The following is a 20,734-nucleotide window of genomic DNA, read 5'->3' on the forward strand; positions in this document are numbered from 1 at the left end:
TCCGGCGGTGCCGCCCGCTGTCAGGCCGCTGTCAGGCGGGCTTGCGGGCGTCGATCAGGAAGCGCGCGGAGTGGGCGACGAAGGGCCCCTCGGCCTCGATCCGCTCGTGCAGTTCCCGCAGCCGGTCGCGGTGGCCGTCGACGGTGAATCCCGGCACCATCCAGACGACCTTGCGCAGGAAGTAGACGACCGCGCCGATGTCGTGGAACTCCATGCGCAGCGACTCGGCGCGCAGCTCGGCGACCCGGAGCCCGGCGGCCTCCGCCGCCGCGCGGGCGTCGTCGGGGCGGCGGGCGCGGCGCGCCTCCGGCTGCGGCCCGAGGAAGTACTCGACCAGCTCGAACACGCTCGCCGGGCCCACCTGCTGGGAGAAGTACGTTCCGCCGGGCCGCAGCACCCGGGCGATCTCCGTCCACCACACGGTCACCGGGTGGCGGCTGACCACCAGGTCGAACGCCTCGTCGGCGAAGGGCAGCGGCGGCTCGTCGGCATCGGCGACGACCGCGGTGCCGAGGGGGTGCAGCAGCCGGGTCGCCTCGGCGACGTTGGGCGGCCACGACTCCGTCGCCACCATCAGCGGCGGCCGCGCCGGGACACCGGCGAGGACCTCGCCGCCGCCGGTCTGGACGTCGAGGGCTGCGGTCGCCGCCGCCAGCCGCTCGCCCATGGCGCGCTGGTAGCCCCAGGAGGGGCGCTGCTCCGTTGCGCGGCCGTCCAGCCAGGAGAAGTCCCAGCCGTCGACCGACACGGCGGCGGCCTCGCCGACCAGGTCGTCGAACGTTCGCTTCATCGCGCGATCATGGCAGCCGGGCAGCCGGGGGCGCCACCGGGTTTTCCGCCGCGCCGGGGCGGACCGCCTGCGCACAGCTTTGGGGCGCCGGTCCGGCGTGCGTCCCGCGGACCGCCCCGGCCGGAGCCGCCCGGATCGGCGTCCCGCAGTCCGGTCAGGCGGTGGCCGGCGCCGCGGCCGGCCCCTGCTCGGCGTCCAGCTCCTTCAGCGGGGCGAGGTGGCGGCGGCGCAGCACCAGGATCCCCATGGCGACCGCGCAGCACGCCGCGCCGACGATGTAGGGCAGCGCCGGGGAGACCTCCTCCCCGAGCTTGGTGGCGATGAAGGGGGCGAGCGCGCCGCCCATCCAGCGCACGAAGTTGTAGCCGGCCGACGCCACCGGGCGCGGCGCGTCGGAGACCTCCATGGCCGCGGCGGTGAACACGGTGTTGTTCAGGCCGATGGGCACCCCCGTGAGGACGACGGCCACGACGATGCCGGCCTGCCCGCTGAACGCGACCACGAGCATCAGCGCGCCCAGCAGTGCGAGCGCGGTGTGCAGCACCGCCGCCGACCCGATGCGCCGTTGCAGCGCAGGCGCGCCGAACACCGAGGAGACCGCGACCATCAGCCCCCAGCCGAAGAACACCGCGCCGATCCCGTAGGGCGACATGCCCAGCAGGAACGGGGTGAACGCCAGCACCGTGAAGAAGGCGAAGTTGTAGAACAGCGCGGTGAACGCCGTCGTGGACAGGCCGCCGTGGGCGAGTGCGCGCAGCGGGTCGGCGAGCCGGATCCGCCGCTCGGGCCGCGGCGTCGCCTTCAGCCACGCGGCGATGCACAGGAAGCCCACGGCCATGAGGGTGGCGGTGCCGAAGAACGGGGCGCGCCAGTGCCAGTTGCCCAGCAGCGCGCCGACCAGGGGTCCGGACGCGATGCCGACCCCCAGCGCCGCCTCGTACAGCACGATGGCCGATTCCATCCCGCCCGCGGCCGACCCGACGATCACCGCAAGGGCCGTGGCGATGAACAGGGCGTTGCCGAGCCCCCAGCCCGCGCGGAAGGCGACGAGTTCGCCCACGGAGCCCGAGGCGCCGGACAGCGCGGCGAACACCACCACCAGCGTCAGTCCGAGCAGCAGGGTGGCCTTGCCGCCGATCCGGCTGGACACGAACCCGGTGAGCAGCATGGCGACGGCCGTGACGAGGAAGTAGCTGGTGAACAGCAGTGACACCTGGCTAGGGGTGGCGTCGAGGCCCTCGGCGATGGAGGGCAGGATCGGGTCGACCAGGCCGATGCCCATGAACGCGACCACGGCGGCGAAGGCGGTCGCCCAGACGGGGGCCGGCTGGCGCCACGGCGAGTCGCGCCGGGCGGCGGGGGCGGATAACGCTGCGTCGGAGGACGCGGACATGAGCACTCGCAATCATCGGATCATAGGATGTACTGGAGATGCGGAACAACCGGGGCGCGGAGCGGCGGTGCGGCTCAGCCGCCGGGGACGCGGGCGCCGACCGCGTCGGCGGGGCCCGGCTCGCACAGTTCGGCGAACGCGGGGAGGGCCCGGGCGATCGCCGCCCGTTCGGCTGCGCTCAGCGCGTCGAGGCGTTCGGCCAGGCGCGCCGCGCGGACCGCGCGGACCTCGACCAGCAGCCGCCGGCCCTGCTCGCTGAGCCCGATGTCGACGGCGCGGGCGTCGGCGGAGTCGGCGGTGCGGGTCAGCAGCCCGGCCTCCGCCATGCGCCCCAGGTGCGCGGTCATGGTCGGGGTCCGCACGCCGTGCTCCTCGGCGAGTGCGCCGACCCGCCGCGGGCCGTGTTCGAGTGAGCCGAGGATGGCGAGCTGCTGGGCGGTGACGGGCTGGTCGGCCGTTGCCTGGCGCATGAGCAGCACCAGGTCGCGCATTGCCCTGGTGAGGTGCTGGGCCAGCCCTTCCGACGTCGATTCCACCCGCCCAGCATATAGTTAGCTAGGCTAGCTAATCAAATGCCTCCGCTACGGACACCGCCCCACAACCCAGCCGCAGCGAGTAGCCGCCGGGCGTGGAGGGTGGGCGTGGGATGGGCCGGACTCCTTACGTCAACGGCATTGGGTCAGGGCGACCCCTACGCCGGTGGCGTCGCGGTCAGCCTCCTACCGGCGTCCGGGCGAGGTAGACGGTGTTGGTCGACTCGCGCTGCTGGATGGGGTTGGGGAAGCCGACGACCTCGGCCCGCACGTCGGTGAACACCTCGGCGAGCGCCGCCGTGTAGCCGTCGTCCGGCGGGTCGTTGGACCACAGGGCGAACACCCCGCCCGGGTGCAGCCGGTCCGCCAGGCGGCGCATCCCCTCCGGCTCGTAGAACCCCGCGTGTCCGGGGTGCAGCAGGTGGCGCGGCGAGTGGTCGATGTCGACGATGACGGCGTGGAAGCGCCGCTCCGGCTCCGCCGGGTCGAGGCCCGTCGCCCCCTCCACCATCGCGAAGAAGTCGCCGTGGACAAGGGTGCACCGGGGATCGGCCGCCAGCACGGCGCCTGCGGGGATCAGGCCGCGCCGATGCCAGTCGATCACCTCAGGGAGCGCCTCCACCACCGCCAGGGAGCCCACGTTCGGGTGTTCGAGCACGGTCTCGGCCGTGTAGCCGAGCCCGAGGCCCCCCACTGCGACGTCGAGCCCCTCGCCCGGCAGCTCCGCCAGCGCGAGCCGGGCGAGCTCGATCTCGGCGGCCGTGAACATGCTGGACATCAGGAAGTCGTCGTCGAGCTTGATCTCGTACACGTCGCCGCCGACGAGGGCGTCGTGGCGCCGCCGCAGGCTGATATCGCCCATCGGCGTCGCGCGCCAGTCGAGCTCCTGGAAGCGAGCACTCATCTGTTCCCCCGGCCTGTACGCATGGACGCCCGTCCCTCCCGACCCTAGAGCGTGTCCGCACCGCCGCGCGCCCGGATGCCGTGGTCGCCATGCCCCCGACCTCGTTATAACGTTATTGACTTATATAAGTGGAACCTGAAACAATGGAACCGCCGTCGGACGGCACCGCACGGCGACCCGCACCGGCCACCGGAGGAGAGCACGTGTCCGACAACCACGATCACATCAACGGGACCCACCGCGCGCTGGGCACCCGCCGCATCCCCGCCGGCGAGGGCACCGCCGTCCTGCTGCGGCGGCACTACGCCGCCGACGTGGCCGACGTCTGGGACGCGTGCACCGACCCCAAGCGGATCGGCCGGTGGTTCCTCCCCGTCGAAGGCGACCTCCGCCCCGGCGGCAGCTACCAGCTCGACGGCAACGCCGGCGGCGACATCCTCCGCTGCGAGCCGCCCCGCCTGCTCAAGGTGACCTGGGTGTTCGGGGAGGACCCGGGCGAGTCCGACGTCTCCGAGGTCGAGGTCCGGCTGACCGCCGACGGCGAAGGGACGCTGTTCGAGCTCGAACACACCGGGGTCGTCCCGCCGGAGATGTGGGCGGAGTTCGGTCCCGGCGCGACCGGGGTCGGCTGGGACCTCGGGCTGCTCGGTCTCGCCTGGCACCTGGCCGACGGCCGGACGGCGGACCCCGACACCTGGGCGGGGACCCCCGAGGGCCGGGAGTTCGTCACCGCCAGCAGCCGGGCGTGGGGCGCGGCCCACCGCGCAGCGGGCGCCGACGCCGAGACCGCCGACACCGCCGCGCGCAAGACCGCCGCCTTCTACGCCCCGGAGCCCGGCGCGCAGGGGTGACCGGCGCGCCCGGCCGAACCCGTCGGCGCGCCCCGGCCCCGCCCGGCGCCGTTCCGGCACGCCCGGTGCGATACTCCGTTGCGACGCGCACCGGCGCGCCGCTGAGACGGAGGAGCGGGCTGTGACCACGCGATGGACCGCCGACTTCTGGTTCGACCCGTCCTGCCCCTACACCTGGATCACGTCGCGGTGGGTCCTGGAGGCCGCCGCGGTCCGGCCCATCGACGTGCGCTGGCACGTCATGAGCCTCTCTGTCCTCAACGAGGGGCGCGACGACGACCCCGAAGGCGACCCCGAGGGCTACCTGTGGGTCCCCGTGCGCATCTGCGCCGCGGTGCGGCAGGAGTACGGCGGCGCGGCGCTCGGCCGCTTCTACACCGCGCTGTGGACCGTCGACGGCGCGGGCGACGACTGGGCAGGCCCGCTGGACGACGCGCTCACCATGGCGGGGCTGCCGCGCGCGCTGGCCGAAGCGGGGATGTCGACGGACTACGACGACGCGGTCCGCGCGTCGCACGCCGAAGGCATCGCGCTGGTCGGCGGGCACGTCGGCACGCCCGTGGTGGCGGCGACCGACCCCGCGGGCCGGCGGACGGCGTTCTTCGGCCCCGTGATCTCCCGGCTCCCGCGCGGCGAGCAGGCCGGCGAGCTGTGGGACGGCACCGTGCTGGTCGCGGGGACGCCCGGCTTCCACGAACTCAAGGGCGCCCCGCACGCCGACCCCGACATCGCCGGTACCCGCTGACCCGCGCCCGGAGCCGGGCGGTGCTCCGGCGCCGGGCCGGGCGGCGCGTGGTGTTACGGAGTCGGGTCGGGCGCGTCGGTGGCGGGGGCCGCGGCCCGCGCCGCGCGCCCGCGGAGGATGTCGGGCTCGATGTAGACGAGCCGGGCGATCGGCACGGCCGCGCGGATCCGCGCCTCGGCGCCGTTGATCGCGGCGGCGACCTCGCGCGCGTCGTCCTCCAGGTCGATGGCGATCTTCGCCGCCACCAGCAGCTCCTCGGGGCCCAGGTGCAGGGTGCGCATGTGGATCACGTGGTCGACGTCGTCGCCGGCCACGATCGCCTGCTCGATCAGGCGCACGTGCTCGTCCGTCGCCGACTCCCCGATCAGCAGGCTCTTGACCTCGATGGCGAGGACGATCGCGATGACGACCAGCAGGACGCCGATGGCGCCGGTGCCGAGTCCGTCCCAGATGCCGTTGCCCGTGATCAGCGTCAGGCTCACCCCCGCGAGCGCGAAGACCAGGCCGAGCAGCGCACCGGTGTCCTCCAGCAGGATCACCGGCAGCTCCGGCGACTTGGACCGGCGGATGAACTGCACCCACCCCGCCGAGCCGCGCACAGCGTTGGACTCGCGGACGGCGGTGCGCAGTGCCAACGACTCCAACACGATGGCGACGAGCAGCACCGCGATCGGGACCCACTGCCATTCGGTGATCGGGTGCGGATCGCTGATCTTGTGCCATGCCTCCCACAGCGCGAACAGCCCGCCGACGCTGAACAGCACGATGGCGACGATGAACGCGTAGATGTAGCGCTCGCGGCCGTACCCGAACGGGTGGTCGGGGGTCGCCCCGCGCCGCGCCCGCTTGCCGCCGAGCAGCAGCAGCGCCTGGTTCCCCGAGTCGGCGACGGAGTGGATCGACTCGGCCAGCATCGACGAGGATCCGGTGAGGACGTAGGCCACGAACTTGGTGACGGCGATCCCGAGGTTCGCGCCGAGCGCGGTCACCACCGCTTTGGTGCTGCCTTCAGTGCTCACGGATGTCAGGCCCTTCTGGTCGGTGCCGCACGCGTTCCCTTGGGGTGTGTCCCGGTGGGCCGTCGGCTCGCCAGGGCGCTGCGCCGTCCCGCGGACCGTGCCTGCTGCGCGGCGCCGCCGCGGGGCGCGAAAGCACAGGCTATCGGCCCCGCGGCGGCCGCCGGACGGACGGCGCTCCGCACGCCGACGGCCCCGCCCGCCGCCGCGGATCACGTCAATCCGCGCCGGCGGCCGCGTGCGGCAGCCGCAGCGGCGCCTTTCCGCTCATCCAGCGGGCGAGCCGCTCGCGGTCGACCAGGATCAGCACGCTGTGGCCCGCTGCGGTGCGCGCGGCGGCGGTGAACCCGCCGGAGGCGACGAACACGCCCGCGTGGCCCCGGTGGGTGGTGGCCAGCACGCCTTGGAAGTCGCGGATCTCCTTGGGCGGTACGGGCCGCTTCCACAGTTTGCACTGGACGGCGAACGGGACGCCGCCGGGTGTGCGGCCGGTGATGTCGACCCCGCCGTCCCCCGCCTTGCCGATCACCGCCACCCGGGTGCACCCGTCGCGGCGCAGCAGCATCGCCACGTGCAGCTCGAACGCCGGGCCGGTCAGCCCGTCGACGAAGCCGAGGTCGGCGTGGTCGGCGAGGTAGCGCCGCAGCCGCGCGTCGCGGAGGCGCCGGGTGAGCCAGACCAGGGCGACGGCGAGGACCGCGGCGGCGATCGCGACCGGCGCCAGCCACGGCAGCACCTCGGCGCGATTGCGCCACAGCCACGCCCCTGCCAGGAGCAGGAGCACCCCGGCGGCGGCAATGGCGAAGCGGTACTGCTCGGACCTGCGGCGGCTTCGCCGCCGCCTGCGGGCGGGTGCCACGGGGACCTTCCGGTGCGGGTGTCGCGGACCCCCATCCTCCTCCCCCGGCGCCCCGCACCGCCCGGCGGAGCCCGAATCGCCGCCGCCGCGATGCCGTTGCGGCGGCGGCCGGGCCGATCAGGGGCAGGGTTGGAACGGGGGCGCGGTGGAGGCGGGATCGGCGGCCCCCTCCGCGGGACGGCCGCGGGCCGCGACCCGGACCCCCGCCTCATCGATCACGCGTACCTGCAAGGACCCGCACCAGCAGCGCGCCCACACGGTCAGACCGGTCGCGGTCCGATGGCGCGACAGGGTCCGGAACGGGTGCGCGTCGGTCCAGCCGCAGTGCGGGCACCTGCCCATCGACATTTCGCCTCCCTGTTCCCGCCGTCCGGCGGGGCCTCCGTGCCTCGGAGTCCGCGTTCCAGCATGGAAGGCCGGGCGATACAGGTCCAGGTTGGATTTCCGCACTGAATTGTGAAGACTGACCTACATGATCGACCTTCGGCGGCTGCGGGTCCTCCAAGCGGTGGCGCACTACGGCACCGTCACCGCCGCGGCGAACGCGCTGCACATGACCCCCTCGGCAGCCTCCCAGCAGGTGCGCCAGCTCGGCCGCGACCTCGGCACCGTGCTGCTCGAACCGCACGGCCGCCGGGTCCGCCTCACGCCCGCGGCCCGCGGCCTGCTCTCCCACGCCGCCGCCATCGAGTCCCGCTGGCAGCAGGCCGCCGCCGAGCTGAGCGCGAGCAACGGCCGCCCCGCCGGGGTCCTGCGCCTGGCCGGGTTCCCCACGGCGATCTGCACCCTGCTCACGCCGATCTCCCAGGAGCTGGAGGACGCCAACCCGAACCTCACCGTCCAACTCCGGCAGGCCGAGTCGGCCGACTGCTTCGAGCTGCTCTTCAACGGCGGCGCCGACCTCGCCATCGTCGAGGCGACCCCCAGCGGCCCGGCGGCGACCGACCGGCGGTTCGACCAGCGCCCGCTCATCGACGACCCGTTCGAGCTGCTCGTCCCCGAAGGGCACCCGCTGGCCGCGCGCACCAGCGTCCGGCTCGAAGAGGCCGCGGAGGAGCGGTGGATCCTCTGCCTGCCGGGGAGCACATCGCGAGAGCACGTCCTCGCAGCGTGCAGCCCGGCGGGGTTCAGCCCCAGCATCGCCCACGAGGTGCAGGAGTGGACGGTCGCGGCGGGCATGGTCGCGCACCGGCTCGGGGTCGCCCTGGTCCCGCGGCTGGCCCAACTCCCGCCGGGACGGCCGGTGACGCACCTGCCCATCGCCGCCGACCAGGCACCGTCGCGGCGGTACCTCACCTGCACGCGGCGCGGCAGCCGCGGCAGCCCTGCGATCGCCGCCGCCGTCGACGCGCTGCACGCCCGCGCCGCGATCCTCGAAGCGGAACTGAAGACACCCGCCCGCTAGCCGAACGGACGGCCGGGGGTCCCGCCGCCGACCTCGGCGGAGTGTGCGCGACAGATGCGCGACAATCGCCGGATGACCGACGACCGCTTCATGCGGATCCACGACCCCGAGCTCCTGGCCAGGGGCGAGCGTGTGCTGGGTGTCGAGTTCACGGCGATGCACGAGAGGGTGCTGCGGGTCACCGAGCTGACCTCGCGCCTCAACGTCCTCCCGTTCGATGATGCGGCGGGGAAGGCGGAGCTGCTCGCGCAGATCCTGGGCGGCCCTCCCCCTGCGAACGTGACGATCTACCCGCCCTTCTACACGGACCACGGCCTCGGCTTGGACCTGGCGGAGCGCGTCTTCGTGAACCAGGGCTGCACGTTCCTCGACTACGCCGGAATCCGGTTGGGCGAGCGCGTGATGGTCGGCCCGAAGGCCACGTTCATCACCATGGGCCACCCCGTGGACCCCGACGAGCGGCGCCGCTTCCTCGGCGGCGCGCCCATCGACGTGGCGGAGAACGTGTGGATCGGCGCCGGAGCGACGATCCTGCCCGGCGTCAGCATCGGTCGCGACGCCGTTGTCGCGGCCGGGACGGTCGTCGCCGACGACGTACCGGCGGCGAGCCTGGTCGCCGGGCCCAAGGGCACGGTGCGCCGACGCTGGTAGTACCGGAGTCGCGCCGACCCCGGTCCTCGGTGGGATCCGCCGCCGCACGCACCACCCGACCGCGGTGACGCGGCACGGCGCACCCGACGTCTTGGCAGGGCGACGTCCCCCGGCCATGGGCACGCCCGCGGATGCGCCGATCCCCCGGCGGAGGACCGGCGCCCCGGCGGGCTCTCAGCCGTCCGGCGCGGGATCGCTCGCGCGGCGCGCGAGCAGGAGCAGCGCCAGCGGGATGAGGACCCCCACGCCCAGTGTCAGGACCTGCACGGTCGCCTCAGCGCGGGTGAAGTGCTCGGTGTGGGTCGCGTGGAACAGCACGTGCGACGACGAGTACATCAGGAAGGCCAGGAGCGCCGTCACGACGAACCGGCGTTCCAGCACCAGGGCGGCACCGGCGAGGACCACGCCGAGCGCCAGGTTCAGGCCGCCGAGGTCGCGCATCAGGTGGTCGTTGAACGGCGGGTACCGCGCCACCCAGTCGATGTCGTTGTAGAAGGATGCCGGCAGGAGCGCCTGCCACGCCCCGACGGTGAACTCGACCAGGGCGAGGCCGACCAGCCCGGCCCGGAGCCAGGCGCGGGCCGCCCCGGTCACCGCTCCTCGGTCCCGCCGCTCGCGGGCAGCCCCGGTCACCGCTCCTCCGTTCCACGGCGCGGGTGCGGACGCCGGGCCGCGAGGAACTCCTCGAAGCCGATCCGGCCGACCGCCGGCGCCAGATGCCGCCCCGCGCGGAAGGCCGCCATCGTCCGCCCGGGCAGCGGCGCGGGCATCAGTGGCCTGCGGCGCCCTGACCAGCGCAGGTAGCAGCGCATGAGGTCGGGGAACGTAGCGACGCGCGGCCCGCCGAAGTCGGCGGCCCGCCCTGCGGGCTCCCGCGTTGCGAGTGCCACCAACCGGTCGGCGACCTCTCCCGCGTCGACGGGCTGGAGGGGGATCAGCGGGACCACCGCCAGCGGCGCCTTCGCCAGCAGCGCGCAGATCTTCTGGACGAGGCCGTGGAACTGGGTGGTGCGCAGCAGCGTCCAGCCCAGGCCCGAGTCGGCCAGCGCCTGCTCCACCCGCAGCTTCGTCCTGTAGTACGGCAGCGGGCTGCGGTCCACTCCCGCGATGGAGATCAGCACCACGTGCGGCACCTCGGCGCGGCGGGCCGCGCCGAACAGGTTCGCGGCCGACCGCGTATCGCCGCCAGTGGGGGTGCTCGCCAGGTGGACGACGGTGTCGGCGCCCTCGACGGCCGCCGCCAGCCGAGGGCCGCCCGAGCGGAGGTCGGCCGCCAGCGTCGCGGCGGCCCCCGGCACCGCTTCGGGTGCGCGCCTGCTCAGTACGCGGACGGCGTGCCCTTCGGCGGCAAGCCGGTCGACCACCAGGCGGCCCACCATGCCGGTACCCCCGGTGACCAGGATCGTCTTCGTCACGGATGCTCCTTGTGCCGCCGCCGCGCCCCTGCCGGGCGGCAGGGCGCGGGCCGCGGCTCGTGCGTCACCCGCTAAGAACCGGGACCCACCGCCGGATGTGACAGCTCCGGGAGCTGCTCTTCGAGGTACCGGAGCTTCTCCGGGTTGAGAACGGCGCGCAGCGCGCTGACGCGGCCATCGGCGACGTCCACGACGAGCACGCCCATGAGCCGTCCGCCGCGGTGGCCGATGACCGCCGGGGCGCCGTTGACCTCCGCCATCGCGACCCGGACGTCGGTGCCGTACTTGGCGAGCCCGAGAGCGAGGAGCCGCGCGACGTTCGCGCGTCCGACCACGGGACGCCGGCCGGCCCTCGCCTTCCCGCCACCGTCGGACCAGGTCACGACGTCCTCGGCGAGCATCTGCTCCAGCGCGCCGAGGTCGCCCTCGCCCGCGGCCCGGAGGAATCGCTCGACGAGCCGCCGCCACTGCCCCATGTCGGGGGCGAACCGCGCGCCGGAGTCACCGAGGCGCAGCACGGCGCGGCGGTAGTGCTGGCGGCCGTTCGCCTCGGACACGTCCAGGATCGCCGCGATCTCGCGGTGGGAGTAGCCGAACGACTCGCGCAGCACGAAGGCGGCCCGTTCCACGGGGGTCAACCGCTCCAAGAGCGTCAGCATCGCCAGCGAGACGGACTCGCGCTGCTCAGCGGTGTCGAGAGGGCCGAGCGCGCCGTCGGCGGTCGCCACCGGTTCGGGCAGCCACGGGCCCGCGTAGCGCTCGCGCCGCGCCCTGGCGGAGGTGAGCCGGTTGAGGCACAGGTTCGTGACGACGCGCGCCAGCCATGCCGGCACCGCGATGATCGCCGCGTGGTCGGCGGCCGACCACCGGAGGTACGCGTCCTGGACGACGTCCTCGGCCTCCTCGGCCGAGCCGAGGAGGCGGTAGGCGAGCCCGAACATCCGGCCGCGCTGCGCCTGGAACTCGTCGACCGAACCCGTTGCCACGGGTTCACGGTAGCGCCGCCCGACACACCCCGGCACGCCGGTTCCCGCGGGCGCATGGCAAACCGGGCGGCGCCGTCCCCTGGCCGCGCACGCACCGGGTGGCGCCGTCCCCTGGTCGCGCGCGTCGTTGTCCGGCGCCTAGATTGGGTGCCGCACGGATCGGCGACCGAGAGGGACACCCGAAATGCCCAATGCCGCGCGCCACATCGTCGGCGCCGCCGTCGGACTCATCGCGTTCCCCCTTCTCGTACTCGGTGTCACCGAGACGATGGCCCTGCACTTCCGGGCGATCACGCGGTTCGAGTTCGGCGCCGGGGGCCCACTGCTCTGGCTCCTCCTCCTCGTCGTGGTCGGGATGCTCATCGGCGGCCTCGTCGGCCCCCGGGTCTCGCCACTGGCGTCGCTCATCCCCGGGGTGCTGCTGGTCCTCTTCTCCGCCGCGGCCAGCACCGTGGGCGAAACGGCCAGTCTCATAAGCGACATCTACGGCGGCCCGAACATCCTGACGTCGACACCGGCGCTGGGCGTCCTGGGCGGGCTGCTGATCGCCGCCTCGCTGTTCCCCTCGCGGTGGCGCGCAGCGCCGCCCGCGAACGCCTCCGGGTACCCGCCGCCCGGCTATCCCGCGTCCGCAGCGCACGGCCCGCAGCAGGGGTACGCCGGACCCGGCCACGACGCCGGCCAGGACTCGTACCAGTACGGCGGGCCCGGCCCGCACCCCTACGGCGAGGCCGCCCCGAGCCCCTATGGGGAGCCCGGCCAGGGCTACGGGCCCGGCGCGCCCCGCTGACGCCCGGCGTCAGGGCACCGCGGCGGCGCAGCGGGCCGCGCGGGTGAACAGGCCGCTGAACGCGATCCCCACGACCACCGCGATAGCCCCTGCCGCGAGGATCGGCAGCGCCAGGTCCACCCGGGCGAGCAGCCCGGCCCCCACCGCGGCGAGCGGCCCCAGGCCGCGGGCGACGACCCTGCGGACGCTGATCGCGCGCCCCAGGATCCCCGCCGGCGTGATCGCCTGCGTGATGGTCATCAGGTTGATGGTGACGATCATCGTGGCGATCCCGGTGAGGAACAGGCCGAGCACCGACGTCACCGGGTGCGGCAGTACCGCCATTTGCGCGGCGGACACGCCCAGGACCACGTAGCCGGAGACGAGGGCCCGTGCGCGGCCGGTACGGGCCGTCACCGCCTCGGACGACACCGCGCCGAGCACCGACCCCAGCGCGAGGGCGGTCACGAGCGCGCCGTACCAGGCGTGCGGGACCCCGACGCGCTCGACGGCGAACACCACGAGGACGGCGTTGAGCATCGCGCCCGCGATACTCACCAGGAAGCTCGTCACGCACAGGCCCCGCTGCACTGGATCGCCCCAGATGAAGGCCAACCCTTCCTTGATGTCGCGCAGCAGTGGGCCGCGCGCGGCCCGTTCCGCGGGTGCCCCCGCGCCGCCACCGGGTCCTCGCGGCATGACAGCGGCGCTCGCGACATAGGCGATGGTGTTGAGCCCCAGCGGCAGCAGCGGCGACGCCGCGAGGCCGAAGCTGGCGGCCGGGGCCGCGACGAAGCCTTCGGCGACCGTGCGGCCGCCCTCCAGCCTGCTGTTGGCGCGGCCCAGCAGCGGGGCCGCGACGTACTCCGGGACGATCGCGCGCCCGGCACTGTCCACCACGGTCTCGCACGCCACCAGGAGGAACATCGCCAGGTACAGCACCCAGATCCGCAGCCCGCCGGCCGCGACCACGGCGAGCAGCGCCAGCATCAGGGCGCCGCGCAGCGCATTCGCGCCGACGATGAGCCGGGTGCGGTCCATGCGGTCGGCCAGCGCCCCGGCGTGCAGCCCGAACAGCAGCCATGGCAGATACCACATGGCGGTCAGCCCTGATATCAGCAGCGGGTCCCGCGTGAGGGTGAGCGCCATGAGCGGCAGCGCGGTCAGCAGCACGCCGTCGGCGAAGTTGCTCGCGACGTAGCCGCCCCAGAGCCGGTGGAAGCGGTGTCCCAGTCGCGCGGGGACCGCGTCGTCAGCCACGGTTAAGCCTTCCGTTGCAGCCTTCGGATCTCAGCGGCCGCTCGCTAGAGGGTCAGCCGGAACGCGCCCGGCCCTGCCGGGCGGCGGCGCTGCGGGGCGTCCCCCGCCATGGGGTCGCCCGGCGCCACCCCGGCCGCGAGCACGTAGAGCGCCGTCTCCGAGACACCGTCGACGCCCAGCGCCGCCTCGACCGCGGCGTCGTCGAACGCCGCGGTCTGGAAGGGGCCGAGCCCCAGTGCCGTGGCCGTCAGGGCGAAGGTCTGGCCGAGGTGTCCGGCGTTCATCAGCATCACACGGTAGGCGCGGGCCGTGCGGTACTTCGCGGACATCCGGCCGATCACCCCGGTCAGGAACACGGCGAACCCGGCGCCGGAGACCCCCTCCTGGCCGGCGCACAGCGCGTTCAGCCCGGCGCGGTCGGCGCCCTCGGTGAGGAGTTCGAGCGCGTGCTCACGGGGGTTGTAGTGGTAGAAGCCCGCGGGGACGTCGGCGACGTCGAGGACGGCGACGTAGGCCTCGATCTCCTGGCGCGCCCCGCCCGCGGCGCTGGTCCGCAGCATCATCGCCCCGAAGCCCGGTGAGTCCACGAAGTCGCTCGGCCCGAACACGGCCGCCAACAGGGTGGCGAACGAGACCCGCGGCACCGGGCCCGGGGCGAAGGCGCGGTGGGTGCGCCTGCGGTACAGCACACTGTCGAACGCCTCCCCCGTGCTGAGCGGGCGGCGCGGGAGCAGGATCCGGTCGGCGTCGGGGTAGCTCTTGAACATCGGCGCGCGCTGGTCGGCGCCGACCTCGGCGCGCAGGCGCCGCTGCTCCTCCGGCGCCGCGAAGGGCAGGTTCCTGGTGCCGAAATGGAGCAGCGGCCCCGCCGGTGCCCAGTGCCGCCACTGCTCGGCGACGGCGTCGTCGGCGGCCGCGCGGGGATCGTCCTCGGTGAACAGCAGGGCGCATTCGCACAGCGCGTCGGCGGTCTTGGCGAGGTCGGCGGGGTCGTGCCCCAGGCGTTCGGCGGCGTCCTCGACCGTCGTCCAGCCGTCGAAGGCGGTCAGGACGGCGGCGGCGGCGGGGTCGATCCGCACCGTGTCGCCGGTGAGGTAGTTCGTGACAGCGAACCGGCCGTCGCGCCAGAAGCACGCGGTCGTGCGCGCTCGGCGCAGGCGCATAGGGGGATCCTTCGTTGTCGATGGCCGGTGCGGACGCCGGGACCGGCGGCATCCGCACCGGCGCGGTACCGCTCCTCCGCTACTCCTGCCAGATCCACAACGGGGTTTCCTCAACGCGTTCGATGTCCAACGGGCCCACCTCCCTCCTCTGCACGGCGCGGCAGGACTACGGGTGCCCTCACACTCGGCGTGCGGCGTAGAGACCGAGGACATCGTGCTCCTCGTCGAGGCCCTCGTGTGCGGCCCCGGCGCGGAACCCGTCCGCGCCGAGCGGCTCGAAGCCGGATTCGGCGAGAGCGGCGCGAACGGCGCGGTCGGGGAAGTGGTGGTACGGGTGGACGGTGCTGACGCGGGTCCAGGCGCCGTCGGCGCGCCGCACGAACAGGTCCATGTTCTGACGGACGGGTGAGGTCGCGGGGAACGCGGCGCCGATCTCGGTGCGCCACAGGGTGATGTTCGCGCCGCGGTCGCGGACCTTGGGCCCGGCGGCCTGGCGCTCCCAGGTGCGGGCGGTCAGCATGTCGAACACGAGGATCCCGCCGGGGGCGAGGTTGCGGGCGAGTCCGGCGAACGCCGCGCGCAGTCCCTGTTCGCCGTCCATGTAGTGCAGCGGCTGGTTGGTGCAGACGGCGACGTCGAACGCGCCGAAGGCGGGGAGGTCGCGGAGGTCGCCGTGGCGGAAGTCGATGCCCTCGTTCGCGGGGTCGGCGCGGGCCTGGTCGAGCATCTCCGGCACGGCGTCGACACCGGTGACGGCGTAGCCCAGGTCGGCGAACCGCACCGAGCTGAGCCCGGTGCCGCACCCGGCGTCGAGGAGCAGCTTCCCGGCGGGTCCGTGGCGCTGCACGATCCCGTGCAGCAGCCCCATCCACGCACCGTAGTCGGGGTCGGCGGCGAACGCGTTGTAGTAGGGCGCGATCTCCGCGTAGGCGCGCAGGGCCGCATCGGGGTCGGGGCTTGCCAATGCCGGGGCTCCGATTCGCTTGCGTGACACTGGGTGTTCGACTTGTACCGAAAGGTCCGGTTGAGATCTATCGGTCCGCATCCGCGCGCGTCAACCCCATGTCCGCATACGGCCGCGACAATTCGTTCCGGTGCAATGCGACCACGCAGAGTACACGGCCGGCCGCCCCCGCATCGCCCCGCTCCAGGCCGACCCGCCGCCGGGCCAGCAGCCAAGAATCACTCTCCGGTGAGGTTGCGGGGCCGCCCCACCGATCATGAACAGGAGCGGAGGTGGTGACCCTCATGACCGCACCACACAGGCTCGAACCCTTGGCGACCTTCTGCGGAAAGTGCGATTGCGGCTGCCCGCAGTTGTGGGTGGACCCCGGCGCCGAACCGGAACGACGGGTCGTCATCACCGACGACTTCGGCCAGCGCGTCCAGATGAGCTCGGGGCAGTTCGCCTCGCTCATCGAGCAGGCCCGTGCGGGCGAACTCGACCACGCGGCCCGCGAGCCGGTCGGCTGAGCCGTCGGGGCGCCGCCCGCAGGACGGGCGGGCGGCGCGCAGCGGACCCGCCCCGCGGCCCCGCGGCAGCGGCCCCTACACGTCCGGCGCCCGCATAGGACGCCCCGCCGATGGGCGGTGCGAGCGCGCCCGGCTCAGCGGGCCGGCTCGGCGTGCGCCCGGTCGTAGGCGGCTCTGGCCGAGGCGATCGACTCGCGGTGGCGCTCGGCCCACGCGGTCAGTTCGGCCAGCGCACCGTAGACCTCGCGGGCCCACTCCGTGGCGCTGTACTCGACCTTGGGCGGGACCGTGGGGTAGACGGTCCGGGTGACCAGGCCGTCGCGTTCGAGGTTGCGCAGGGTGAGGGTGAGCATCCGGCGGCTGATCCCCTCGACGCTCCGCTCCAGTTCGGTGAACCGGATGGGGCCGTCGACGGTGGCGACGATGATCGAGATGGCCCACTTGCCGCTGACCCGGTCGAGGATCTCGGCCACCGGGCAGGCCGCCGCGACGACCTGCTGGGACACATCGGTGTTCCGCTGTGACATGAAAGTGCCTTCTTCCGCTCCCGTCCATCGTCACAGATCATGCCTTCAGTAACAAGACGTGCCCTAAGGGCATCATGTGGAACGAAGGCATCTCATGATCGACACGAACGCCGCCGGCGCCGCCGACGACGCCCGCCCCGCACCGGCAGCGACGGTGCCGCCCGGACCGCCGCCGCGGTCCGGCCTCGTCCTCGCCCTGCTGGCGCTCACCCAACTGCTCATCGCCGCCGATTTCGACATCGTGTTCGTGGCGCTGCCGGAGATCGGGCGCGGCCTCGGTTTCTCCGCGCAGTCCCTGCAATGGGTCGTCAGCTCCTACGCCGTGGTCCTCGGCGGGTTCCTGCTGCTCGGCGGCCGGGCCGCCGACCGGATCGGCGCCCGCCGGGTGTTCATGCTCGGCCTGGCGCTGTTCGGCCTGTCCTCGCTGGCGGCCGGCCTGTCCGGCGGCGCGGCGGCGCTGATCGCCGCCCGCGCCGTGCAGGGGCTGGGCGGCGCGATGCTCATCCCCGCCGCGCTGAAGCTCATCAACACCATCTTCCCCGAGGGGCCGCAGCGCACCCGGGCGCTGGCGGCCTGGGGCATGGCGGGCAGCACCGGCGCCGCGATCGGCGCCGTCGGCGGCGGGGTCCTCACCGGCTCGCTCGGCTGGGAGTCGATCTTCTTCGTGAACGTGCCGCTGACGGTGCTCGCCCTCCTCGCGACCCCGTACCTGCTGCCCGCCGGGGCTCCCGCCGCCGACGGGCGCGGGTTCGACCTGCCCGGCGCGCTGATCGCCACCGCCGGATCCTCACTGCTGGTGTTCGGCCTCGTCAGCGGGCCGGAGGCCGGTTGGTCGGCCGCGCGCACCCTGCTGCCCCTGTTCGGCGGGATCGCGCTGCTCGGGATCTTCCTGCTGGTGGAGAAGCGCACCCGCGACCCGCTCATGCCCCTGCGGATCCTCGCCCACCGCGGCCTCTCCACGGCGATGGCGCTGATCTTCGTGTTCGTCGGGGTGATCGGCGCGCAGTACTACCTGACGACCACCTACCTCCAGGACGTCCTCGGCTTCGGCCCGCTCCAGGCGGGGCTCGGCTTCTTCCCGCTCAGCGCGCTGAGCGTGATCGGCTCGGGCGTGCTGTTCCCGCGGCTCCTCGCCCGGTGGGGGCTGCGCGCGACCCTGTTCACCGCCCTCCTCGGGGCGGGCGCCACCATGGCGCTCCTCGCAGCGGGCATGGCCTTCGGGGACTCCTACTGGGCGCTGCTGCCCGGGTTCCTGTGGGCCCTGTTCGGCGGGATCGGACTCCCGGCGCTCTTCCTCGCCGCGGCGTCCGAGGTCGCCCCCGCGGAGCAGGGGGTCGCCGGGGCGCTGGTGACGACCGCCCAGAACATCGGCGCGGCGGTCGGCCTGGCCGCGCTCCTCGCCGTCGCGGGGATCGCGGCGGACCTGACCGCCGGCACCGAGTCCCTCGTCCGCGGGCTCACCGCGGCGGGATTCACCGGAGCCGCCGTCATGGCGGCGGGGTCCCTCCTCGCCCTGCTGCTGAAGCGCACCGCCGCGCGCGGCTGAGCCCCCTCGCGGGCGGGCGGCGGGCGGCGGGCGGCGGGGCGCGGTGCCGGCGGGCGCCGACCGGCGGGCGGCGGGGCGCCCCGCTCAGCGCGCCGCGGTCGGGCGCGGCCCCGCCGCGAGCCGCGCCGCCGAGGTCCCCAAGCCGGTGGGCGGCCACGCGTAGGCGGCGGGGATCTCCGGCGGCATGTGGTGCCGGCGCTCCGCCTCGGTGTAGCGGACGCACTTGCGGTGCCACTCCAGGATCCCCGACATCCACTCCTTGTGGTCGTCGGCGTGGCGGGCGAGGATCCGGCGGACCGGTTCGTCGAGGCCGAACTCCTCGAACAGCTTCGGCAGGTCGACGGCGACGATGTGCTCGAACTGCGCCATCCGCGCCCGCATCAGGTCGGCCACCACGTCCCGCGCCTCGAAGCGGTCGACGCCGAGGAAGTTCTCCACGACCAGGACCATGTTGTGGACCTCCCCCTCGAACTCCACCTCCTTCTGGTAGGAGAAGAGGTCGTTGGTGAAGCAGGCGTAGTCCTGGGCCGCGGTATCGAGCTCGCGCATGACCCGCGTGTCGTAGATCTCCTGCGGGACGTCCCCGGCGTGCGCGAGCCGGGCGAGGCTCATGGTCATGTCCGACCCGAAGGTCTTGCGGCGCATCTCCATGTAGTCGATCGGGTCGGGCACGCGGTTCTGCGTCTGGTTGTCCAGCTCCCACACCCAGCTCGCGGTCATGTCCGCCACCGCCGCGCGGAACTGCGCCCGGGCGGGCGGCGCCATGGGGCCCGCCGTGCGGCGCCACAGGTCGTCGAGGCCGCGCTCGATGGGGTTCTCCGGTTCGGGGGTCGGCTCGCCGTCGAGCGGCATGAAGGCGGGCAGCCGCTCGTTGCAGAGCCGGGCCGCCGCCGGGTTCCGGGTCATCCCGAACACGAGGGGGAAGTAGTCGTCGCCGTAGGTCCCCCAGGCCAGCCAGTCCGAGGACAGGTCGAGCCCGTCCGGGTCGGCGTCGGCGTGGATCATGGCGGCGCAGTGCGGCAGGTCCAGGCCGATGAACCGCTCCTCGTCCCACACCCCGCCGTGCTCCACCCCCGGCACCGAGTCGAACATGCCCATGCGGCGCGCCCAGGCGACCGCGCGCACCCGCGCCCCGTCCAGATGCGGGCTGGTGCGGACGGGGAACGGCATGGGCAGCTCCGGCAGCGGCAGGTGCCCGACCGGGCGGAACAGCGGCTGGGATTGCTGCCGCGACCTGCGCCGCAGCCCCGGGACGGCCGAGGAGAACGCCGGCCGGGCGGTCGCGGTGCCCAGCCCGGTCGGCCCCGACAGCGAACCGGCCGGGCGGTGGGCCGCGCCCTCGTTCATGTACCGGCTGGACCGCGCGTGCCATTCGTGCCCGCCCGCCTGCCAGTCCTGGAGCCCCTTGACGTAGGCGGCGACCCCGGCCTGCCCGTCGGGACGCACGGTGTGCTCGCCGAACAGGACCGGCAGCTCCCCCAGGGCCGTGTTCTCGAACTGCACCAGCCGCGACGTCAGCAGCTCGTTGACCAGGTCGGCGGACTCCTGCGTCGAGCGGCCGAGGAACCGCTCGAAGACCAGCACCGCGTTGGAGTTCTCCCCCTCCTCCTGGACCTCGCGCTGGTAGGAGAACAGGTCGTTGCGCAGGTGCACCGCGTCCGAGAAGGTGTCGGCCAGCACCCGCATGGGCCGCGTCGCCGCGATCTCCGCGGGGATCTCGGCGCCGACCGCGACCTCGACGAGGTTGGCCGACCACGGTGCCCCGCCGACCCTGCGCCTCATCTGGATGTACTCGATGGGGTTGGCGACCCGGTCGAGCTCGATGTTGTCCAGCTCCCACATGGACTCGACCATGAGGTTGTGCGTGCTGGTGACGAAGCGCCGCCGCCAGTCCGCCGACATCGCGGGCACGGTGCGCCGCCACAGGTCGGCCAGCCCCGCTTCGGTGGCGTTCTCGGGTTCGGGCGGCTCCTCCCCCTCCTCTGTCATGAACCGTTCGAGGTGGTCGAGGTAGGTCTTCGCGCCCGCGAAGTCGCGGGAGTACTTGAAATGCGCGAGGAAGCAGTCGTCGAAGAAGAACACCCACACGTACCAGTCGGTGATCAGGTCGAGCATCGGGCCGTCGCAGTCCGGATGGGTGTAGGCGCACATCAGCGCGTAGTCCATCCCGGCGAGCGCCGCGTCGTCCCAGACCATGCCGCCGCCGGGTTCGGGCGTGTCGAGCATGCCCATCCGGCGGGCCCATTCCGTGCTGTGCTCGCGGGTCCGCTCCAGATGCGGGTTGAGCCTGGCCGGGTGCGGGAGGTAGAAGTCGGGCAGGTCGAATGCTTCCATTGGCGTTCCTGCTCTCGTCAGCCGACGGGGGCTGCGTTGGTCTCGAAGGTCGGCGGGGTCGGGCTGCGGCGGCGCGGCACGCCCGTGGCGCCCGCTGCGGGCGGCACGGCGATC

At 73.8% G+C, this 20,734-nt stretch carries 21 protein-coding genes; 7 read left to right on the forward strand and 14 right to left on the reverse strand.

All coding sequences use genetic code 11. From position 1 onward, the window contains the following. Window positions 1-31: 31 nt before the first annotated feature. The 4 genes from CLV63_RS12215 to CLV63_RS12230 all read right to left on the reverse strand — a co-directional run bounded on the left by CLV63_RS12215 (window position 32) and on the right by CLV63_RS12230 (window position 3,620). Window positions 32-790, reverse strand: a complete 759-nt coding sequence (locus CLV63_RS12215; RefSeq protein ID WP_106583094.1) for a class I SAM-dependent methyltransferase — start codon at window positions 788-790, stop codon at window positions 32-34. A gap of 154 nt (window positions 791-944) precedes the next feature. Further along, window positions 945-2,189 carry an MFS transporter gene (locus CLV63_RS12220; RefSeq protein ID WP_245928766.1) on the reverse strand — a complete coding sequence of 415 codons (1,245 nt, stop codon included), beginning with the start codon at window positions 2,187-2,189 and terminating at the stop codon, window positions 945-947. A gap of 68 nt (window positions 2,190-2,257) precedes the next feature. Further along, window positions 2,258-2,719 (reverse strand): MarR family winged helix-turn-helix transcriptional regulator, encoded by a 462-nt coding sequence (locus CLV63_RS12225; protein ID WP_245928754.1) that lies wholly within the window; start codon window positions 2,717-2,719, stop codon window positions 2,258-2,260. 175 nt (window positions 2,720-2,894) lie between these two features. Further along, window positions 2,895-3,620 (reverse strand): spermine/spermidine synthase domain-containing protein, encoded by a 726-nt coding sequence (locus tag CLV63_RS12230; protein ID WP_106583096.1) that lies wholly within the window; start codon window positions 3,618-3,620, stop codon window positions 2,895-2,897. A 203-nt stretch (window positions 3,621-3,823) separates the two neighbouring features. Here CLV63_RS12230 and CLV63_RS12235 point away from each other — a divergent pair, with 203 nt between their 5' ends. Continuing rightward, complete coding sequence (locus tag CLV63_RS12235) at window positions 3,824-4,471, forward strand: SRPBCC family protein (RefSeq protein WP_106583097.1); 648 nt, start codon at window positions 3,824-3,826, stop codon at window positions 4,469-4,471. Window positions 4,472-4,592: 121 nt separating this feature from the next. Further along, the gene (locus tag CLV63_RS12240; RefSeq protein ID WP_106583098.1) at window positions 4,593-5,216 is read left to right on the forward strand and encodes a mycothiol-dependent nitroreductase Rv2466c family protein; all 624 of its coding nucleotides are present in this window, start codon (window positions 4,593-4,595) and stop codon (window positions 5,214-5,216) included. Window positions 5,217-5,269: 53 nt separating this feature from the next. On the opposite strand, the gene CLV63_RS12245 is transcribed toward CLV63_RS12240, so the two are convergent. Both CLV63_RS12245 and CLV63_RS12250 read right to left on the reverse strand, forming a co-directional pair. Then, window positions 5,270-6,235 carry a cation diffusion facilitator family transporter gene (locus CLV63_RS12245; RefSeq protein WP_106583099.1) on the reverse strand — a complete coding sequence of 322 codons (966 nt, stop codon included), beginning with the start codon at window positions 6,233-6,235 and terminating at the stop codon, window positions 5,270-5,272. Window positions 6,236-6,449: 214 nt separating this feature from the next. Continuing rightward, window positions 6,450-7,091: a restriction endonuclease gene (locus tag CLV63_RS12250; protein WP_106583100.1), complete on the reverse strand. Its 642-nt coding sequence runs from the start codon at window positions 7,089-7,091 to the stop codon at window positions 6,450-6,452. 472 nt (window positions 7,092-7,563) lie between these two features. On the opposite strand from CLV63_RS12250, the gene CLV63_RS12260 reads away from it, so the two are divergent. Together CLV63_RS12260 and CLV63_RS12265 are read left to right on the forward strand one after the other, a co-directional pair. Next, window positions 7,564-8,496 (forward strand): LysR family transcriptional regulator, encoded by a 933-nt coding sequence (locus CLV63_RS12260; protein WP_106583101.1) that lies wholly within the window; start codon window positions 7,564-7,566, stop codon window positions 8,494-8,496. 72 nt (window positions 8,497-8,568) lie between these two features. Next, window positions 8,569-9,147 (forward strand): DapH/DapD/GlmU-related protein, encoded by a 579-nt coding sequence (locus CLV63_RS12265; protein ID WP_106583181.1) that lies wholly within the window; start codon window positions 8,569-8,571, stop codon window positions 9,145-9,147. A 174-nt stretch (window positions 9,148-9,321) separates the two neighbouring features. Here the strand turns inward: CLV63_RS12265 and CLV63_RS12270 are convergent, their stop codons facing one another. From CLV63_RS12270 to CLV63_RS12280, 3 genes are all read right to left on the reverse strand, one after another. Next, window positions 9,322-9,741 (reverse strand): hypothetical protein, encoded by a 420-nt coding sequence (locus tag CLV63_RS12270; RefSeq protein ID WP_106583102.1) that lies wholly within the window; start codon window positions 9,739-9,741, stop codon window positions 9,322-9,324. A 35-nt stretch (window positions 9,742-9,776) separates the two neighbouring features. After that, a complete protein-coding gene (locus CLV63_RS12275; protein ID WP_281260726.1) occupies window positions 9,777-10,562 on the reverse strand; it encodes an SDR family oxidoreductase in 786 nt (261 codons plus the stop codon). A gap of 71 nt (window positions 10,563-10,633) precedes the next feature. Continuing rightward, complete coding sequence (locus tag CLV63_RS12280; RefSeq protein WP_211301276.1) at window positions 10,634-11,548, reverse strand: RNA polymerase sigma-70 factor; 915 nt, start codon at window positions 11,546-11,548, stop codon at window positions 10,634-10,636. A 184-nt stretch (window positions 11,549-11,732) separates the two neighbouring features. Here CLV63_RS12280 and CLV63_RS12285 point away from each other — a divergent pair, with 184 nt between their 5' ends. After that, the gene (locus tag CLV63_RS12285) at window positions 11,733-12,338 is read left to right on the forward strand and encodes a hypothetical protein (RefSeq protein ID WP_106583103.1); all 606 of its coding nucleotides are present in this window, start codon (window positions 11,733-11,735) and stop codon (window positions 12,336-12,338) included. A 9-nt stretch (window positions 12,339-12,347) separates the two neighbouring features. On the opposite strand, the gene CLV63_RS12290 is transcribed toward CLV63_RS12285, so the two are convergent. From CLV63_RS12290 to CLV63_RS12300, 3 genes are all read right to left on the reverse strand, one after another. Further along, entirely contained in the window at window positions 12,348-13,577 is a 1,230-nt protein-coding gene (locus tag CLV63_RS12290; RefSeq protein WP_106583104.1) for an MFS transporter, read from the reverse strand. A 44-nt stretch (window positions 13,578-13,621) separates the two neighbouring features. After that, on the reverse strand, window positions 13,622-14,740 hold the full coding sequence (locus tag CLV63_RS34055) for a SagB/ThcOx family dehydrogenase (protein ID WP_211301277.1): 1,119 nt from the start codon (window positions 14,738-14,740) through the stop codon (window positions 13,622-13,624). 178 nt (window positions 14,741-14,918) lie between these two features. Next, window positions 14,919-15,704 carry a class I SAM-dependent DNA methyltransferase gene (locus tag CLV63_RS12300; protein ID WP_170134209.1) on the reverse strand — a complete coding sequence of 262 codons (786 nt, stop codon included), beginning with the start codon at window positions 15,702-15,704 and terminating at the stop codon, window positions 14,919-14,921. Window positions 15,705-15,988: 284 nt separating this feature from the next. Between CLV63_RS12300 and CLV63_RS12305 the strand changes: the two genes are divergently transcribed. Further along, complete coding sequence (locus CLV63_RS12305) at window positions 15,989-16,213, forward strand: hypothetical protein (RefSeq protein ID WP_106583185.1); 225 nt, start codon at window positions 15,989-15,991, stop codon at window positions 16,211-16,213. A gap of 134 nt (window positions 16,214-16,347) precedes the next feature. On the opposite strand, the gene CLV63_RS12310 is transcribed toward CLV63_RS12305, so the two are convergent. Beyond that, window positions 16,348-16,740 (reverse strand): winged helix-turn-helix transcriptional regulator, encoded by a 393-nt coding sequence (locus CLV63_RS12310; RefSeq protein WP_106583106.1) that lies wholly within the window; start codon window positions 16,738-16,740, stop codon window positions 16,348-16,350. Window positions 16,741-16,834: 94 nt separating this feature from the next. On the opposite strand from CLV63_RS12310, the gene CLV63_RS12315 reads away from it, so the two are divergent. Continuing rightward, window positions 16,835-18,286: an MFS transporter gene (locus CLV63_RS12315; RefSeq protein WP_106583107.1), complete on the forward strand. Its 1,452-nt coding sequence runs from the start codon at window positions 16,835-16,837 to the stop codon at window positions 18,284-18,286. A gap of 84 nt (window positions 18,287-18,370) precedes the next feature. Here the strand turns inward: CLV63_RS12315 and CLV63_RS12320 are convergent, their stop codons facing one another. After that, the gene (locus CLV63_RS12320) at window positions 18,371-20,620 is read right to left on the reverse strand and encodes a terpene synthase family protein (RefSeq protein WP_106583108.1); all 2,250 of its coding nucleotides are present in this window, start codon (window positions 20,618-20,620) and stop codon (window positions 18,371-18,373) included. Between the last annotated feature and the right edge of the window lie 114 nt (window positions 20,621-20,734).

This window comes from Murinocardiopsis flavida (assembly GCF_003014485.1).
Classification (GTDB): Bacteria; Actinomycetota; Actinomycetes; order Streptosporangiales; family Streptosporangiaceae; genus Murinocardiopsis; species Murinocardiopsis flavida.

What these genes read in the sequence shown, in the direction of transcription:
- CLV63_RS12315 (WP_106583107.1), top strand. Translation starts at nt 16,835, where the DNA reads ATGATCGACACGAACGCCGCCGGCGCCGCCGACGACGCCCGCCCCGCA.
- CLV63_RS12310 (WP_106583106.1), bottom strand. Translation starts at nt 16,740, where the DNA reads ATGTCACAGCGGAACACCGATGTGTCCCAGCAGGTCGTCGCGGCGGCC.
- CLV63_RS34055 (WP_211301277.1), bottom strand. Translation starts at nt 14,740, where the DNA reads ATGCGCCTGCGCCGAGCGCGCACGACCGCGTGCTTCTGGCGCGACGGC.
- CLV63_RS12285 (WP_106583103.1), top strand. Translation starts at nt 11,733, where the DNA reads ATGCCCAATGCCGCGCGCCACATCGTCGGCGCCGCCGTCGGACTCATC.
- CLV63_RS12320 (WP_106583108.1), bottom strand. Translation starts at nt 20,620, where the DNA reads ATGGAAGCATTCGACCTGCCCGACTTCTACCTCCCGCACCCGGCCAGG.
- CLV63_RS12305 (WP_106583185.1), top strand. Translation starts at nt 15,989, where the DNA reads ATGACCGCACCACACAGGCTCGAACCCTTGGCGACCTTCTGCGGAAAG.
- CLV63_RS12265 (WP_106583181.1), top strand. Translation starts at nt 8,569, where the DNA reads ATGACCGACGACCGCTTCATGCGGATCCACGACCCCGAGCTCCTGGCC.
- CLV63_RS12230 (WP_106583096.1), bottom strand. Translation starts at nt 3,620, where the DNA reads ATGAGTGCTCGCTTCCAGGAGCTCGACTGGCGCGCGACGCCGATGGGC.
- CLV63_RS12260 (WP_106583101.1), top strand. Translation starts at nt 7,564, where the DNA reads ATGATCGACCTTCGGCGGCTGCGGGTCCTCCAAGCGGTGGCGCACTAC.
- CLV63_RS12215 (WP_106583094.1), bottom strand. Translation starts at nt 790, where the DNA reads ATGAAGCGAACGTTCGACGACCTGGTCGGCGAGGCCGCCGCCGTGTCG.